This window comes from Arthrobacter sp. StoSoilA2, from assembly GCF_019977195.1.
GTDB lineage: Bacteria > Actinomycetota > Actinomycetes > Actinomycetales > Micrococcaceae > Arthrobacter.
The window spans coordinates 321,887-336,775 of the sequence record NZ_AP024643.1 but is presented as its reverse complement, the minus strand read 5'-3'; the positions used below and the strand labels follow the sequence as shown (position 1 = coordinate 336,775).

The 14,889-nt window shown below is 63.1% G+C and carries 15 protein-coding genes; 6 read left to right on the top strand and 9 right to left on the bottom strand.

Annotation, left to right across the window (positions count from 1 at the left end):
- Positions 1-170 precede the first annotated feature (170 nt).
- Positions 171-335, top strand: coding sequence for a hypothetical protein (locus LDN82_RS01635; RefSeq protein WP_224166129.1), 165 nt, complete (start codon positions 171-173; stop codon positions 333-335).
- Between the two features lie 91 nt (positions 336-426).
- Here the strand turns inward: LDN82_RS01635 and LDN82_RS01630 are convergent, their stop codons facing one another.
- The 5 genes from LDN82_RS01630 to LDN82_RS01610 all read right to left on the bottom strand — a co-directional run bounded on the left by LDN82_RS01630 (position 427) and on the right by LDN82_RS01610 (position 6,057).
- A complete protein-coding gene (locus LDN82_RS01630) occupies positions 427-1,410 on the bottom strand; it encodes a LacI family DNA-binding transcriptional regulator (protein ID WP_224166128.1) in 984 nt (327 codons plus the stop codon).
- Positions 1,411-1,724: 314 nt separating this feature from the next.
- Positions 1,725-2,786, bottom strand: a complete 1,062-nt coding sequence (locus LDN82_RS01625) for an NAD(P)-dependent alcohol dehydrogenase (protein ID WP_224166127.1) — start codon at positions 2,784-2,786, stop codon at positions 1,725-1,727.
- Between the two features lie 21 nt (positions 2,787-2,807).
- Positions 2,808-3,722, bottom strand: coding sequence for a carbohydrate ABC transporter permease (locus LDN82_RS01620; RefSeq protein ID WP_224166126.1), 915 nt, complete (start codon positions 3,720-3,722; stop codon positions 2,808-2,810).
- On the bottom strand, positions 3,719-4,687 hold the full coding sequence (locus LDN82_RS01615; RefSeq protein WP_224166125.1) for a sugar ABC transporter permease: 969 nt from the start codon (positions 4,685-4,687) through the stop codon (positions 3,719-3,721). Before LDN82_RS01615 ends, LDN82_RS01620 begins: the two co-directional genes overlap by 4 nt.
- A 20-nt stretch (positions 4,688-4,707) precedes the next feature.
- On the bottom strand, positions 4,708-6,057 hold the full coding sequence (locus LDN82_RS01610; RefSeq protein ID WP_224166124.1) for a sugar ABC transporter substrate-binding protein: 1,350 nt from the start codon (positions 6,055-6,057) through the stop codon (positions 4,708-4,710).
- A gap of 205 nt (positions 6,058-6,262) precedes the next feature.
- Between LDN82_RS01610 and LDN82_RS01605 the strand changes: the two genes are divergently transcribed.
- The 4 genes from LDN82_RS01605 to LDN82_RS01590 all read left to right on the top strand — a co-directional run bounded on the left by LDN82_RS01605 (position 6,263) and on the right by LDN82_RS01590 (position 9,596).
- Positions 6,263-7,186, top strand: a complete 924-nt coding sequence (locus LDN82_RS01605) for an AraC family transcriptional regulator (protein WP_224166123.1) — start codon at positions 6,263-6,265, stop codon at positions 7,184-7,186.
- A 144-nt stretch (positions 7,187-7,330) separates the two neighbouring features.
- Positions 7,331-7,567, top strand: coding sequence for a hypothetical protein (locus LDN82_RS01600; protein WP_224166122.1), 237 nt, complete (start codon positions 7,331-7,333; stop codon positions 7,565-7,567).
- 80 nt (positions 7,568-7,647) lie between these two features.
- Positions 7,648-8,805, top strand: coding sequence for a Gfo/Idh/MocA family oxidoreductase (locus tag LDN82_RS01595; protein ID WP_224166121.1), 1,158 nt, complete (start codon positions 7,648-7,650; stop codon positions 8,803-8,805).
- On the top strand, positions 8,802-9,596 hold the full coding sequence (locus LDN82_RS01590; protein ID WP_224166120.1) for a TIM barrel protein: 795 nt from the start codon (positions 8,802-8,804) through the stop codon (positions 9,594-9,596). The genes LDN82_RS01595 and LDN82_RS01590 overlap by 4 nt, the downstream gene beginning before the upstream one ends.
- A gap of 38 nt (positions 9,597-9,634) precedes the next feature.
- Here the strand turns inward: LDN82_RS01590 and LDN82_RS01585 are convergent, their stop codons facing one another.
- The gene (locus tag LDN82_RS01585) at positions 9,635-10,516 is read right to left on the bottom strand and encodes an EamA family transporter (protein ID WP_224166119.1); all 882 of its coding nucleotides are present in this window, start codon (positions 10,514-10,516) and stop codon (positions 9,635-9,637) included.
- Positions 10,517-10,602: 86 nt separating this feature from the next.
- Here LDN82_RS01585 and LDN82_RS01580 point away from each other — a divergent pair, with 86 nt between their 5' ends.
- A complete protein-coding gene (locus LDN82_RS01580) occupies positions 10,603-11,451 on the top strand; it encodes a LysR family transcriptional regulator (protein WP_224166118.1) in 849 nt (282 codons plus the stop codon).
- Between the two features lie 30 nt (positions 11,452-11,481).
- Here the strand turns inward: LDN82_RS01580 and LDN82_RS01575 are convergent, their stop codons facing one another.
- From LDN82_RS01575 to LDN82_RS01565, 3 genes are read right to left on the bottom strand one after another with little or no spacing between them, the layout of a single operon-like run.
- Positions 11,482-13,101 carry an ABC transporter ATP-binding protein gene (locus LDN82_RS01575; RefSeq protein WP_224166117.1) on the bottom strand — a complete coding sequence of 540 codons (1,620 nt, stop codon included), beginning with the start codon at positions 13,099-13,101 and terminating at the stop codon, positions 11,482-11,484.
- Positions 13,094-13,939: an ABC transporter permease gene (locus LDN82_RS01570; protein ID WP_224166116.1), complete on the bottom strand. Its 846-nt coding sequence runs from the start codon at positions 13,937-13,939 to the stop codon at positions 13,094-13,096. Before LDN82_RS01570 ends, LDN82_RS01575 begins: the two co-directional genes overlap by 8 nt.
- Positions 13,923-14,864: an ABC transporter permease gene (locus LDN82_RS01565; protein ID WP_224166115.1), complete on the bottom strand. Its 942-nt coding sequence runs from the start codon at positions 14,862-14,864 to the stop codon at positions 13,923-13,925. Before LDN82_RS01565 ends, LDN82_RS01570 begins: the two co-directional genes overlap by 17 nt.
- Between the last annotated feature and the right edge of the window lie 25 nt (positions 14,865-14,889).

Sequence of the window (14,889 nt, the reverse complement as noted above, 5' to 3'; positions counted from 1 at the left end):
ACTGCGTTCAGCCTATGCCACCCGTAGCTTCGTATGGCCCGTTGAGAGGCCTGTTCTGCGCGTTTCCGGGCGAGGATTCAGCGCAGGGCGGACCTCTCAAGAGAGCCGGGCCGGCGTAGACTTGAGTGCACTCACGGAAGCAGTCCAAGCACGGACAGGGAGTATCCGTAATGAACGCAAACGACAAGACACAGCACATCATCCGGCACCACACCGACGCTCCTGCAGAGGGAGAGACGGAAGGCTGGGTTTCGCACGATACCGGCATCCACAGCCAGGATGCTGCCGAGGGGCCCGATTTCGACGACGACGCCCCACCGTCGGGCGCTTCATAACTCCGGCTCCTCCCTCACTTACCGCTGGCCGCTTTCAGGGGCGGCTGGCCCTTGGCGTGCGCTAGTCCCGAACCCACCGAGCCGGCCGCCGCTATTTTGGGGCGGGCCCGGTCGTGTTGCGGATAACGAGGTGCGGTGTCCGCACAAGGTGCGCCGGCGGCGTCGAGCCTTCCAGCCGATCGATGGCACGGTCGACGGCGGCCCGCGCCAGGAGCGGAGCGTCCTGGCTCACCGAGGACAACTGGACGTAGCTAAGGCGGGCGAACTGGCTGTCGTCGTAACCGAGGACGGACACATCCTCAGGGACGCTGAGCCCAGCTGCCCGGAAGCTTTCCCAGATGCCCAGTGCGCAGCGATCGTTGAAGGCAAGGACGGCGGTGGGCAGGTCCTCCAGAAGCTCCCGACCAGCCCGGAGGCCGTCTTCTTCGGTGGCGCCACCGGGAATCACCCGGGCTTCCAGCCCCCGGCCAGCCATCTCTGCCCGGAATGCGTCGCGGCGTTGTGGACTCGAAACAGCGTCCCCGCCGTCTACGTGGGCAATTCTCTGATGCCCCAGCGAGGTGAGATATTCCACTGCGATGCGGATACCGGCGTCGTCATCGCTGCTGACCGAGTCCAGGGATTCGCCGACGTCGTCGCGGAGCAGGCTGACCACAGGGAGCCTTGTGGCATAACCGGCCAGCTCGTCCTCCCCCAGCGCTGGAGAAATCATGATCAGGGCTTCACAACCCAGGTCCAGCAGAGACTCGACGGCACGCGATTCCGGCCGGCCGTTGGCCACTGCGCTTAGCGCGATATCGTAGCCGCGCTCAGTTGCTCCGGCGTAAGCGGCATCGACGATTTCGGCGTGGAACGGGTGCGACGTGGAAAAGCTGACACCCAGCAGCCTCGTCCTGCTGCTGCGGAGAAGACGCGCACGGCTATCGGGACGGTAGCCGAGTTCCTTGGCCGCTTGCTGGACTTTAAGCCGCGTGGCTTCAGAGGCTCCAGGAGCGTCCCGCATCACGATGGAAACGAGCGCACGGGAAACCCCTGCCGCTTCAGCGACGTCCATCAGTGTGGGACGCTTTCCCATCGTGGCCCTCCTTCGCCCGCAGCCAGTCTATAGAACGATCTAAGACACAAACGGCGCAAACGAATCCTGCCCCCGGACATGCGGCCGGTCGCGACTCAGACGACCGACCGCACTAGCCCGGTATCGCAGTGACGGCGCCCCGGGTGGGCCCCAGAACCCACCACATCCATCACTGCCAACTCAGCGTTGTCCGCGGACATGCGCCGAAAAGGGCAACGGCACATTACGCGGTACAACGACTTGGGCACTGGATATGTGCTTTGGCCCGCGGAAACGTGACGCGGGGTTTACATAAAAAGTTTTGGAACCCAGCGCTACCGGCCCGGGTAGACCACGGCTTTGAGCTGGCCGGGCTGCTTGCCGGCCATTAGCGCTACCTCGGATTCAGCCAGGCTGAACCTGCCCGTGACCAGGATGTCCAGGTCCACTTTGCCGTCGGCCAGCAACTGGATGGCCAGGGGCCACGTGTTGGTGTATCGGAAGACGCCGGAGATCCAGATCTCGCGATTCTGAATGTAGGAAACAGGCAGTTCGACGTCGTCCGCGCCGAGCCCCACCAGGATCACGCGGCCCGCAGGTCCCACGGCCTTAATCCCGGAACGGACCGCCTGTGGTGCGCCGGAAGCGTCAATGAAGGCATCGACGTCGAGCCCTTCCACGCTGTCCGTCTTCGCGTTCAATGCGTGTGTCGCGCCGTGTTCCAGGGCGAAAGCCAGCCGGTCCTCAGCGATGTCCGTGATGCAGATTTCACTCGCGCCGAAGGCACGCGCGGCTTGGGCGGCGATGATCCCGATGGGGCCTGCACCGGCGATCAGGACCCGGCTGCCGGGCTTGATTTCCGCTCGCTCGCAGGCCCAAAGCCCTACGGAGAGCGGTTCGATCAGGGCGGCTGCTTCATCGCTGACGTTGTCCGGGATGTCGTAGGCGAAGTCGCCCTGGATGGTGACGTACTCGGCGAAGGCGCCGTCCACCGGCGGGGTGGCATAGAACTCCATCTCCGGGCAGAGATTGTAGCGGCCGGCCTTGCACTGCTTGCACGTTCGGCACGGGCGTTGAGGTTCGACCGCCACCCTCGCACCTATGCGGGCGGGATCAACGGAACTTCCGACGGCGGCAATCCGCCCCGCGAGTTCGTGGCCGAGAATCAGAGGATGATCCACTACGAAGTCGCCGATCCGCCCGTGCTCGTAGTAATGGACGTCGCTTCCACAAACTCCAACCGCCGAAACCTGGACCAGGACCTGGTCGGCCTCAAGGTGTGGAATGGGCAGCGTCTCCATGGTCATTTCGCCTTGGCTTTGCAGGACGGACGCACGCATGGTCGCGGGAAGTTCGGGATGTCCGAGCCGAGGGGTCTGGGACGTTGAGGTTGTCATGGTGGGTTCCTTTGGAGTTGGTTACTTCACTGCACCGAGTGAAAGGCCTTGAACGAGCTTGTCCTGGGCGGCGAAGCCAGCGAACAGTACCGGGAGGGAAATTACGACGGCGGCGGCACACACCTTTGCGAGGAAGAGGCCCTGGCCTGATACGAAGCCGGTCAGGAAGACGGGGGCAGTGCCAGCCACTACGCCGGTGAGCACACGCGCCAGGAGCAGTTCGTTCCAGCTGAAGATGAAGCAGATCAGCGCGGTGGCTGCGATGCCGGGCATGGCTACAGGTGCTATGACCTTGCGGAGCGTGAGGATGAGGTTGGCGCCGTCGATCTGGGCTGCTTCCAGCATTTCCACTGGAACCTCGGCAAGGAACGAGCGCATCATCCACACCGCGATGGGCAGGTTCATGGACGTATACATCAGGATCAGGAACCAGATGTTGTCCAGGGCCCCGACCGTCCTGGCGAAGAGGTACAGCGGCAGGATTGCAGCTACTACGGGCATCATCTTCGTGGAGAGGAAGAAGAACATGACGTCCGTCCACTTCTTCACGGGCCTGATGGAGAGCGCATAAGCGGCCGGAATGGCAAGGATCAGGACCAGGACAGTGGAGAAGACAGAGGCCGTAGCGGAGTTGATCAGCGACGGCCACGGGCTGACCCCGGACGTGTCTCCGAAGAACTCCCTGTAGGCGCCCAGGGTGAGGTTCGCCGCGATGGAGGGCGGGTTGGTAGCGGCATCGGTTTCGGAGTGGAACGAGGTCAGTATCATCCACAGGACCGGTGCGGCGAACAACAACGCCAGGAGCCAGGCGGCAAGGCCGGCCGCGGTGTTGTTGCTGGTGGGGTCCATACGGGATTTGCCTCGACGGCGGATACCGGTTTGCGAACTGCTGTGGGCGGAAGCGGTGTGGGCTTTGGCAGGAGTGAGCGTGCTCATCGTGCTGCCTCCTTCTTGAAGAGCGAAAAGACAGTGCGGAGTGCGAACGTGGCCACAATGATGGTTCCGATGACCACCACCACGCCCGCCGCTGAAGCCAGGCCGTATTCGTTTGCGAAGTAGAACGTCTGGTAGATCGCGTACGGCAGGTTGGCTGTGCCGAGTCCGCCCGCGGTCAGGGTGAAGACGGCGTCGAAGTTCTGCACGATGTAGATCGCGCCGAGCAGGCCACCGAGCTCCAGATACTGGCGAAGATGGGGCAGGGTCAGGTGCCGGAAGATAGCCCACGGCGTGGCGCCGTCCATTTGGGCTGCTTCCACGGTGTCCATGGGCCGTGATTGCAGGCCCGCCAGGAGGATAAGCATCATGAAAGGGGTCCACTGCCAGACCAGGGACACGATGACGGCCATCAGCGGCGCCTGGGACAACAGGTCCAGTTGCGGCGGGGTCTGGCTGCCGAACAGGGACCAGATCCAGGTCAGTATGCCGTTGATGAGCCCATATGCGGGGTTAAGCAGGGCGTGCTTCCAGATCAGGGCTGCGGCGACCGGCACCACCAGGAACGGCGCGATCAGCAAGGTCCGTGCCAAGCCGCGGCCGATGAACTTCTTGTCCAGCAGAAGGGCAAGGCCGAGACCGATCACCAGGCTGAGGAGCACCACGGAGACGGTGAGGATGATGGTGGTCAGGATCGCCTGGCGAAGGTCCGGATCGGTGAGGACCGTGATGTAGTTCTCCAGGCCGGCGAAGGCTGTCTTGTCAGGGCTCAGGCTGTTCCAGTTCAGGAACGAGATGATCAGGGTCACCACGAACGGGAGCTGGGTGACGATGATGAGGAAGACCAGCGCCGGGAGCAGAGGAGCCCGCCGGGCCCAAGCCAGGGCGCGTTCCCGCGATGCTTGGTTTCGTGATGTTCTGTCTGTGGCATGTCCCGGGCGGGAGATGCGCGCCGTTGCGGTAGTCATGATGTTCTCCTGCGGTTCCGTTATTGCTTCTTGTACTTGTCGCCGACTTTTTGCGCGGCTTGCTGGCCCTTGGCCAGAGCGTCGGTCACGCTGCCTTGCCCGGCGATGGCGGAACTGACGCCTTGCGAGACGTTGGTGCCAAGTGCTGCGAACTCCGGGATGCCCACAAATTGAATTCCGACGGCGGGCCGTTCCTGAATACCGGGGTTCTTCGGATCTGCATTTTCAATAGCAAAGCGTTCAGCCTTGAAGAACGGAGCCGCGTTCTGGAAGTCGGCGTTCTCGTAGGTGGAGATGCGCTTGCCGGAGGGAACCTTCGCCCAACCAAGCTTGGAGGCCACGAGTTCTTCGTATTCCTTGGAGCTGGCCCAGGCGATGAACTTTTCGGCGGAATCCTGTTTCTTCGAGGCCGCCTGCATGGCCCACGACCACGTCCACAACCAGCCGGAGGAGTTGGTCTTTTTCACGGGGGCCTGGGCGTAACCTATCTTGCCCTTGACCGGCGAGGCGTCGGCTTCGAGGGCGCCAGCGGCCGAGGTGGCGTCGTACCACATGGCCACTTTGCTCTGGGTCAGGTTGTTCAGGCATTCCGTGAACCCTGCCTGTGCGGCGCCGGCTTCACCGTGCTCGCGGACCAGTTTGGTGTAGAAATCTGTTGCTTCCGTGAATTCGGGAGAGTCGACCTGTGCGTTCCAGTCTTTGTCGAACCAAGTGCCGCCGAAAGTGTTGACAACCGTCGTCAGCGGTGCGAAAACTTGTCCCCAGCCGGGCTGGCCACGCAGGCAGATGCCCTTCATGCCCGGCTCGGCACCGTCTACCTTGGCCGCAAGATCGGCCACTTCATCCCAAGTGGGCTTCTCCGGCATGGTGAGGCCCTTGGCGTCGAAGACATCCTTGCGGTACATCAGGAATGAAGACTCGCCGTAAAACGGTTCGCCGTAAAGTTTGCCGTCTGTGCCGGTGAGGGAGGCCGTGTAGGCCGGAAGGATGTCTGCCTGGTTGAAGTCGGGATCCTTGGCGACGTCGTCCAGCGGGGCCAGCCAGCCGTTGGCTGAGTAGAACGGAATCTCGTAGTTGGACAACGAGGCAACATCGTATTGACCGGCTTGGCTGGAGAATTCCTGGCTGATCTTGGCCCGGACATCGTTCTCGGGCAGAACCGTGTAGTTGACCCGGATACCGGTTTTCTTGGTGAAGTTGTCCGCAGTGAGCCTCTGCAGGTCTTCCATCTGCGGGTTGTTGACCATCAGCACATTGATGCTGTTCTGGTCACCTGCCCCCGCTCCGCCCGCTCCGGCGCACGCCGTGGCGGAAAGCGCGATGCACAGGGCGCCCGCTCCAAGGGCTGCCACACGTGTTTTTGGGCGCATTGAGGACTCCTTCGTTCTTCAGGGGATGCGCAGTCTTCCCACTCCGACTGCTGCGTTGGAGTAAGAGCCTGAGCGAGGCATTCAACCCGCAAAGCCGGGGTGCCTCGTTGTGTTCCTCAACATTAGGCGTGTGGGGTGGGGCACAACTAGCGTCCTGGATGACGCATACTGATACTTATTTTCCCCATCAGCATTGGAGAGCATCGTGAGCTCCGCGGAACCGAACGACGGCGCAGCCGCGCGGCTTGCCCAACGCCTGCTGGGGATGCGCGCCAACAGGGAGGTTATTCCCGAGGACCCGAACCACTCTGTGCGGTGGCATCAACACGACTATCCCAGCCCGGTTGCGCGGTGGAATTACCACCCCGAATATGAGATCCACCTCATCCGCAAGGGAACAGGAAAATTCATCGTGGGAGACCACATCGGCACTTTCGAGGCGGGCCACGTCGCACTGGTTGGCTCCGGGCTCCCCCACGACTGGGTCAGCGACCTGGAGCCAGGAGAGTTGCTCAAGAACCGCGATGCCGTGATCCAGTTCGACGGAAAGTGGGTGGATCAGGCCGCCACCGTGGTCCCCGAACTTGCCGAGGTAAAGCCCTTGTTGGAACAGTCAGCACGCGGCATTGAGTTCGTTGGAGCCACCGCAGTGTCGGCGGCTGCGTCCATCGAGGCGATGGGCCGTTCCCACGGACTGGAGCGGCTCCATCATTTGCTGGCGCTCTTTGCGATCCTCACCAGGGCACCCCGGAACGAACGGAATTACCTGGCCGATGAATGGTTCCGCCCCCAATTGGACGGCCAGGCCCAGGCCGTGGTGGACATCGTCCTGGAGTACGTTTTCAGCAACCACGCCGGCAGCGTCAGCATGTCCGAAGCCGCCGCAATGGTGGGAATGGCCGAACCCACGTTCTCCAAGTATTTCAAACGCGCCACCGGCCAGAACTTCAGCGACCTTGTGCGGAAGCTTAGGCTGGCGCACGCGCGGAGTCTTCTGGAGCGCACGGACAAAGCCATCTCAGAGATCTGCTACGAGGTGGGTTTCACCAATCTGTCCAACTTCAACCGGCACTTCCTCAAGGACGTGGGCGAGACTCCCCGGCAGTTCCGGCAGCGGCTGCAGGGATAGCCTGGAAACGCGCGTACTTCCTTAGCGCCCGCAATATCCACCCAGGTGGCCCTGAACGTGTTGCCGCAACAGCGACATTTTTCTTCTCCTCAGCGCACTTAAAAAGTGTTCGAACGAGCAACCCATGCGCGTCAGGAGCCACACATGAACACCCTCAACCAGGTATCGGCAATATCGGCCGTCCTACCGCTTGCCGATACCACCGACATCCACCTCCTGTTCATGGCCGGCCTGGTTTTCCTCACTGGCATTGTTGGCGTTGGCAGCGTCCTGCTGCTCCTTTTGCTGACCCCGCTCATCAGGCTGGCCTTCGGGCGTCATCTTCCCCATCCACGTGCCCGGCGGAACGATGCCATCCAACCAGGCACAAGAGGCATCTAGAACGATCTAGACGACAGCGCCCCGAACATGCAACCATTGGTTCACTAGAACGATCTAGACGCGTGAATCGAGGAACAACAATGACGTATCTTCAGCACCCGGTCATCGAGGACCGACCTGTCCGCATCGCTGTAATCGGCGCCGGCTGGATCGGCAAATTCCATGCCGAATCCATCGCCCGGAGGATTCCCAACACCCGGTTGGAAGCCATTGCTGATCCGGTCCTGCCAGCCCTGGAAACGTTGGCAAGCCGCCTCGGCGTCACCAAAATCAGCACCGATGTTGCCGACGTCCTCGCCGATCCCGATGTGGACGCCGTACTTATCGCCACTCCCCTGCGGTTCCATTCCGAACTGATAACCGCTGCCGCCAAAGCCGGTAAGGACGTGTTCTGCGAGAAGCCCGGCGGACGGACCATCGCCGAACTCGACTCCGCCATTGAAGCGGCGGCAAGTGCCGGCGTCGTGCTCCGTTTCGGTTTCAACCGCCGCTACTCCACGGATTTCGCCGCCGCCCGGAAGCTGATCGACGACGGCGCAGTCGGAGTCCCGCAGCTGCTCCGCTCCCTCACCCGCGATCCCGGCACCGAAGCCGGCATCAGCAACCCGGAGAGGATCGCCCCCGGCACCATCTTCCTGGAAACCCTGATCCACGATTTCGACACCCTGAACTGGCTGAATCCGGGCGCCGTCCCCGTGAAAGTCCATGCAGTCGCAGATGCTTTGATTGCTCCCGAGGCCAAGGCCGGCGGCCTCCTGGACACTGCGGTCGTCACTGTCACGTACAGCAACGGCGCCATCGCTGTAGCCGAAGCCAACTTCAACGCCCTGTACGGTTACGACGTCCGCGGCGAAGTGTTCGGCTCTGCCGGCATGGTCACCGCAGGCAGCCCACAGGCCACCAACGCCACCCGCTACACAGCCGCGGGCATCGGCTCGGACACCACGCGCCTGAACATCGATCTCTTCCACGATGCCTATACGGCAGAGCTGGCCCACTTCGCGGACGACGTCGCAGCACGCCGCGGGCGAGCAAGTGAACGCACGACGCCGACAAACCCGCCCGCCGCTGTAGCTGCCCCCGGCGGCGTGGATGCGCGCAACGCCTTGGCGGTTGCCCTGGCCGCTTTCACGTCAGCCCGGACGGGGCTTCCCGTGGATGTTTCCTCGATTGCGGACCTTCGTCCAGCCGAAACGCACCCGACCGCACAGCTTCAGGCCGTGGGGCACGGAGCATGAGCTTCCGCTTGGCTGTCTGCGCGGAGATGGTCTACGGCGAGCTGCCATTAATCGATCGGATACGCCGCATTCACGATCAAGGTTTCGAGGTGGAGCTTTGGGACACCCGCGGCCAGGACATCCCGGCCCTCGCAGCAACCGGCGCCACGTTCTCCTCCATGAGCGGCTACTTCGGCGGCAGCGTTATTGATCCTGCCACTGCGCATGAAGTCCTGGCCTCCGCAGAGAAGCTGATCCCCACGGCACTGGAGCTGGGCGTTGAACGCATGGTGGTTCACCCTGGCGAACTCGGTGAAGGCGGACGGGCTGTCCGCCCGCTCCAGCGGTCAACCGGTGAGATGTGGCTGACCGGCCTGCGAACCTTGGAACAGCTGGCTGAACTGGGCCAAAGGCACGGCATCGTGTTTGCCCTGGAAAACCTGAACACTATCCTGGACCACCCCGGCATTCCGCTGGCACGCGCCAAGGACACACACGCCTTGGTCGAGGCCGTCAACCATCCCAACGTGAAGATGATGCTGGACCTCTACCACGCGCAGCTCGGTGAAGGGAACCTTATTGAGCTGGTGCGCTCAGCCCAGCCATTTACTGGCGAGATCCAGGTTGCCGACGTGCCGGGCCGTTTCGAACCAGGGACCGGCGAGATCAACTACCCGGCCATCGCCAAAGCACTCCGCGACGCCGGGTACGCGGGCGTGATTGGCATGGAGGCCAATGCAATCGGCGGCCAGGGAATCCAGGCGGGGGACGCAGCGTTGGCAGCCTTCCGCGCCGCGTTCTCTCCCAACTGAGTCGCAGCTGAGCGCGTTTAGACGGCTCTAAACGCGCTCTAATGCGACTCAGTTGGGTCCTGCTCCCGCAGCAGCAGCACCCCGGCATTGGCGGCGACGATCAGCCCGATTCCCACCCACTGCCCCGCGGCCAGGTCCTGGTGCAGGATCACGGCGCCAATGACCGCGGCAAACACAGGGTTGATGCTCATGAGCACGCCGAACATGTTCGCGGGGACCCGCCTAAGCGCGATCAGATCAGCCACGTAAGGCAGCACGGATGCGAAGATTCCGGCCGCCACGGCGCAGAGAACGGCCAGGCCGTCCAGTGGTTGACTGATGAAAACCACGACGGCGACAGGCAGGAACAGCGTCGCCGACACTCCTGTTGCGGCTGCTGTGCCCTGGATGCCCTGCACTCTTTGGCCGACAGTCCGGTTCAGGAGGATGTAGGCGGCCCAGCTGCAAGCGGCGATGAGCCCCAAGCCGATCCCTACGACGTCCATGGATGCCTCGGGCCGGGTGATGGCCAGGACGCCGAATGCAGCGACCACAGCGCAGACCGCACTGCTTTTTCGTCGCGAGCTGATCAAGGCCACAGCCAGGGGCCCAAGGAACTCAAGGGTGACGGCAAGTCCAAGGCCGATCCGTTGGATGGACGCATACAGGCCGAGATTCATGGTGCCGAACGAGACTGCGAGCAGAAGGACGGGCCACCATTGCCGCCAGCGCAATTCCCTCAACCGCGGCCTGACGATAGGCAAGAGAACTGCAGCCGCCACGAGCTGGCGCACCGCCACCACACCTACAGGTCCCATGACCGGAAAGGCGAATGATGCCGTTGCGGCGCCAAGTTGGTTGGAAAGTGCGCTGGCCAGGAGCGTCGCCGCACCCCCGGCCTTCCGGGACGGCTTTACTCCAATTGCCCTCGTATCGATCATGGTGAAATTCTGCGCTCGGGCAACGTATCCGCTAAATGCATGGACGATGCTATTTATGCGGTGGGCGCATGAATAGGATGGGCGGTATGGACGTCGAGGTGAGGCAATTGCGGTGCCTTCTGGCAGTAGTCGAGGAGGGTACATTCACAGACGCAGCTATTGAACTGGGAATGTCCCAAGCTGCCGTTTCACGCAACATCTCCGGGCTCGAACAAGTTCTCGGGGTACGGCTGCTGGAACGGACCACCCGCAGCGTCGGCTTAACCCCGTCCGGCGAGCGCGTCGTGGCCAAGGCGCGGCGGATCCTCTCACTTCTGGGCGACCTCGAAAGGGAGGCCCGGTCCGGTACTGGAAAGGTCCGGATCGGCTACGCGTGGTCCGCTTTAGGCGCGCACACCATGGAGTTCCAGCGCCGATGGGCGGTCGTAATACCTGGTGTGGAGCTGCAGCTCCTGCACTCCAATTCCCCTACCGGCGGCTTGGCAGATGGAACCACCGACTTCGCTATCCTTCGACGCCTTCCGGATGCGGCCGGCGTCGAACATGTCCGGATTGGTGAGGAGAAGCGGTACTGTGCCATGTCCTCGGACGATCCGCTGGCCTCACGGCGTTCTGTGACCCTGGCGCAGGTAGCCCAGCGACCCGTGGCCATGGACTTGCGGACGGGAAGCACAACGCTTGAGCTATGGCCCGAGGAGGCGCGGCCGGACATCGTGCCCATTAATGATGTGGACGATTGGCTGACGACGATTGGCAGCGGGGCGGCGCGCGGGATGACTGCCGAGTCCACGGCCCACCAGTATCGACGTCGGGGCATCATTTATCGGCCGGTCCGTGACGTTGCGCCCGTGCCCGTGTACCTCGCGTGGTCCACGAAGGATCCACCTCAGGAGCGCGAACGGATTGTGGAACTGCTGACGGGGCTGTACGCGTGATGAGTGCTAGCTCGCCGCGCGCATCTTTTCCTAGCTCGCCGCGCGCATCTTCTTAAGGTGCAGTCCCCGGCACGGTATCGCCGCGGACACCAGATCCCGGCTGTGCTCGTGCTGGGGCTCGGCGAAGAACTTGTGGGTGTCGGTAAGTTCCACCAGGCGGCCCTGGAAGAGCACGGCCACGCGTTGGCACATGTGCCGCACGACGTCCATGTCGTGGGTGATGATCATCAATGACAATCCACGGTCCCGGTGCAGGCGTTGCAGCAGGTCAAGAATGGTTCGCTGGGTTAGTGCGTCCAGCGCCGAGGTGGCTTCGTCGCAGATGAGAATCTCTGGTTCCAACAGGAGCGCCCGGGCAATCGTGACACGCTGCAGTTGCCCACCGGAGCATTGTCCAGGGCGCCTGTCCAGTAGGCACGGTTCCAGTTCCACTTCCTTCATGGCGTCGTGAAGGCGCTGTGACCGCTCGGCGGACGAGAGCCCCATGTTGCGGCGGAGGGGAGCCTCAAGGCTGGCGCGGAGCGTCATTCGGGGGTCGAAGGAATCGTGGGGTTCCTGGAAAACCAGCTGCACGGCGGTTGGCGGACTGGCCTCGCCTGCCGCCAGGGTACGGGTGATGCTGCCGCCGCTGATCCCTTCGAGCCCGACGATTGCCCTTGCGAGGGTGCTTTTCCCGGACCCGGATTGGCCGAGCACACCTAGGATCTCGCCCCGTTTGAGGTCGAGCGAAACGGAGTTCAAAGCTGGGCGGTCCACGTTGCCGCGGCCGAAGCGCTTCCGGGCCCCGAAGCGTTTGACGACGTTCGTCAGGGTCAGCACGCTACGGCCCTCCGGGGTGACGTCCGTGATGCTGATGGGCAACAGGTTTGATGCGTCCAAGAGCTTCCGTGTGTAGGCAGTTTTGGGGCTGCCTAGAACTGCTTCCGTGGTGCCGGATTCCACGATTTTCCCGGCGTCCATCACCAGGACCCGGTCCGCAAAGGCTGCCACGGAAGCCAGGTTGTGCGTGATGTAGAGAATGCCGAGCCCACGCTGCCTGCGCTCACGGTCCAGCAATTCCAGGATCTGGCTTTCCAGCACCTTGTCCAGGGCGGAGGTGGGCTCGTCTGCCAGCAGGATTTCGGGTTGGCCGGCCAACGCCATCGCGGTCATTGCCCGTTGTGCCATCCCACCGGACAGCTGGTGCGGGTAGGCCCGCGCGCCCCATTCCGGATCTTCGAAACCCACTTCGGCGAGCAGCTCAAGTACCTTCCGGTCCGCCGGTTTGCCACCCAGGCCACCGTGCAGCTTCAGGGGTTCCTTGAGGTGCTTGCGGATGGTCTTGTTCGGGTTGAACATCCTCTTGGGCTGCTGGAACAGCATGCCCAGTCGCCCCCCGCGGATACGGTTTAGCTCTGCTTCAGGCGCCTGCGTTACATCCAGCGGGCCCAGCCGGATGGAGCCCGATTCAATCCGCAGCGGCTCCGGCAGCAACTGCAGGACGGACTTGGCGGTCATCGTCTTTCCCGAGCCCGAGCCTCCCACGAGGGCAACAAACTCGCCCGGCCGGACCGTCAGGCTGACGCCGGACAGGATTGGTGGCCCTGGCAGGACATGAGGCTGTGCGGCCGCGCTGCGGACGGTCAGGTCCTCGATGATGAGATCAGGCATGCTGGCCCTCCACTACAAGGACATCCACGGGGTCCGCTGCCCGGCGGGAGGCCCGTTGGCCGATCAGGGTGACGCAGAGAGCCACCAGGAAGATGGCAAGTCCGGGGGCGATGATCCCCCACGGAGCCCGTTCAGCGTACGGTTGGGCCGCTGCCACCATGGAGCCCCAGTCGGATTGCGGCGGTTGGACGCCCAGCCCAAGGTAGGACAACGCTCCGACGCTGATCAGGAGCTGCCCGAACCGCAGCGTCGCCTGTCCCAGCATCGGCGCTGCCAGGTGCGGAAGGATGTGGCGGAAAATAATGAACGACGGCGAACAGCCCACCACGCGCGCCGCTTCAACGAATCCGCGTGCAGAGACGTCAAATGCAAGCGTTCGCGCAAGCCGGGCGAACGGCGTCCACCCCGTGACCGTGAGCGCCACGAGCAACGATGAGAATCCGGTACCCATCGCAGCCACGATAAACAGTGCCACCACCATCTCCGGCAAGGCGAGCAGGACATCATTCGTGCGGGTAAAGAACTCGTCCAGCCAGCCTTTGCGGCGCGCACTCAGCACGCCGATCACCAGGCCGACGAGTCCAGTCAGCACCGTGGCCAGTGCAGCCACCACCAAGGAGAAGCGGCCGCCGTCGAGCAATCTGCTGAGGGTGTCCCGCCCAAGGTGGTCCGTTCCCAGCCAATGAGTGGCGCCAGGCGATGCAAGGCGCGCGGCAAGGTCCTGGTCGTCCGGCGGGAACGGCGTCAGCCAGGGCGCGGCCGCTACAGCGGCTACCACCAGGGCGAGAACGACGACGGCGGCCTTGTCTACCGCTGAGAGGTTACGCAAGGGCGCCACTCACCTTAGGGCTGAGGATCCGATGGAGGAAGTCCGCGAGGGTGGTGATTGCTACGGCCAATGCAACGACCACGACAACACCGCCCTGCGCCAGGGGAATGTCGCTGTTCACCACGGCGTCGTACAGGAGCCGTCCCATGCCCGGAATCGCGAAAATGACCTCCACAATGACCGAACCTCCCAGGAGACCGGCGAACCATACGGCGAAAAGAGTGGACAACGGGACCAACCCGTTGGGAATGACGTGCCGCATGACGGTCTGGGCGTGACTGAGACCGCGGGCCCTGGCGGCTTGTATGTGCTCTGCTTCCAAGGCATCGATCATGCCGGAGCGCACCGCTGAGGTGAAGAAGCTGATGGGTCGCAGGGCGAGGGTTACCGCCGGCAGGACTATGGAGGATGTGGTGTTCCAGCCAGCTGACGGCAGCAAGGACAGTTTGAGGGCGAATACCAGGACCAGGAGCGGTGCCAGCCAGTATTCGGGCATGGCGATGAAGGACTGGGTAATGGTGGTGATCAGTTTGTCGGCTTTGCCACCTTGCTTCAGTCCTGCGACGATCCCCAACGGCAGCGAAACCGCGACCGCAATGCCCAGCGCCACGATCACCAGGCTGAGGGTGATGCCGAGAGCGGGCATTACCTGGTCAACAACGGGCGTCCGGCTGATGTGCGATAGCCCCATGTCGCCGCTGAAGAAATCTCCGAGCCATCGGAAGTACTGGACAGGGAGTGGATCGTGGAGGCCCAGGCTTTGGCCGAGGGCCTGGACGGTGGAATCGTCCACAACATCCCCGGCCACCCGTGAGCGGATGATCTTGCGGACAGGATCGCCCGGGGTGACGTAGGGGATGAGGAAAACAGCGAAAGACGACAGCAGGACGGCGGCCATGAGGGTCGCCGTCCGCTTCGCAAGGAACATGATCATGCGGGGTTTGGTTCGTTGGTCCGGC

Excerpts from the sequence above, each read along its gene's own strand:
- LDN82_RS01615 (WP_224166125.1), bottom strand. The coding sequence starts at position 4,687 with ATGACTACCGCAACGGCGCGCATCTCCCGCCCGGGACATGCCACAGAC.
- LDN82_RS01585 (WP_224166119.1), bottom strand. The coding sequence starts at position 10,516 with ATGATCGATACGAGGGCAATTGGAGTAAAGCCGTCCCGGAAGGCCGGG.
- LDN82_RS01610 (WP_224166124.1), bottom strand. The coding sequence starts at position 6,057 with ATGCGCCCAAAAACACGTGTGGCAGCCCTTGGAGCGGGCGCCCTGTGC.
- LDN82_RS01565 (WP_224166115.1), bottom strand. The coding sequence starts at position 14,864 with ATGATCATGTTCCTTGCGAAGCGGACGGCGACCCTCATGGCCGCCGTC.
- LDN82_RS01580 (WP_224166118.1), top strand. The coding sequence starts at position 10,603 with ATGGACGTCGAGGTGAGGCAATTGCGGTGCCTTCTGGCAGTAGTCGAG.
- LDN82_RS01575 (WP_224166117.1), bottom strand. The coding sequence starts at position 13,101 with ATGCCTGATCTCATCATCGAGGACCTGACCGTCCGCAGCGCGGCCGCA.
- LDN82_RS01595 (WP_224166121.1), top strand. The coding sequence starts at position 7,648 with ATGACGTATCTTCAGCACCCGGTCATCGAGGACCGACCTGTCCGCATC.
- LDN82_RS01590 (WP_224166120.1), top strand. The coding sequence starts at position 8,802 with ATGAGCTTCCGCTTGGCTGTCTGCGCGGAGATGGTCTACGGCGAGCTG.
- LDN82_RS01635 (WP_224166129.1), top strand. The coding sequence starts at position 171 with ATGAACGCAAACGACAAGACACAGCACATCATCCGGCACCACACCGAC.
- LDN82_RS01630 (WP_224166128.1), bottom strand. The coding sequence starts at position 1,410 with ATGGGAAAGCGTCCCACACTGATGGACGTCGCTGAAGCGGCAGGGGTT.
- LDN82_RS01625 (WP_224166127.1), bottom strand. The coding sequence starts at position 2,786 with ATGACAACCTCAACGTCCCAGACCCCTCGGCTCGGACATCCCGAACTT.
- LDN82_RS01620 (WP_224166126.1), bottom strand. The coding sequence starts at position 3,722 with ATGAGCACGCTCACTCCTGCCAAAGCCCACACCGCTTCCGCCCACAGC.
- LDN82_RS01600 (WP_224166122.1), top strand. The coding sequence starts at position 7,331 with ATGAACACCCTCAACCAGGTATCGGCAATATCGGCCGTCCTACCGCTT.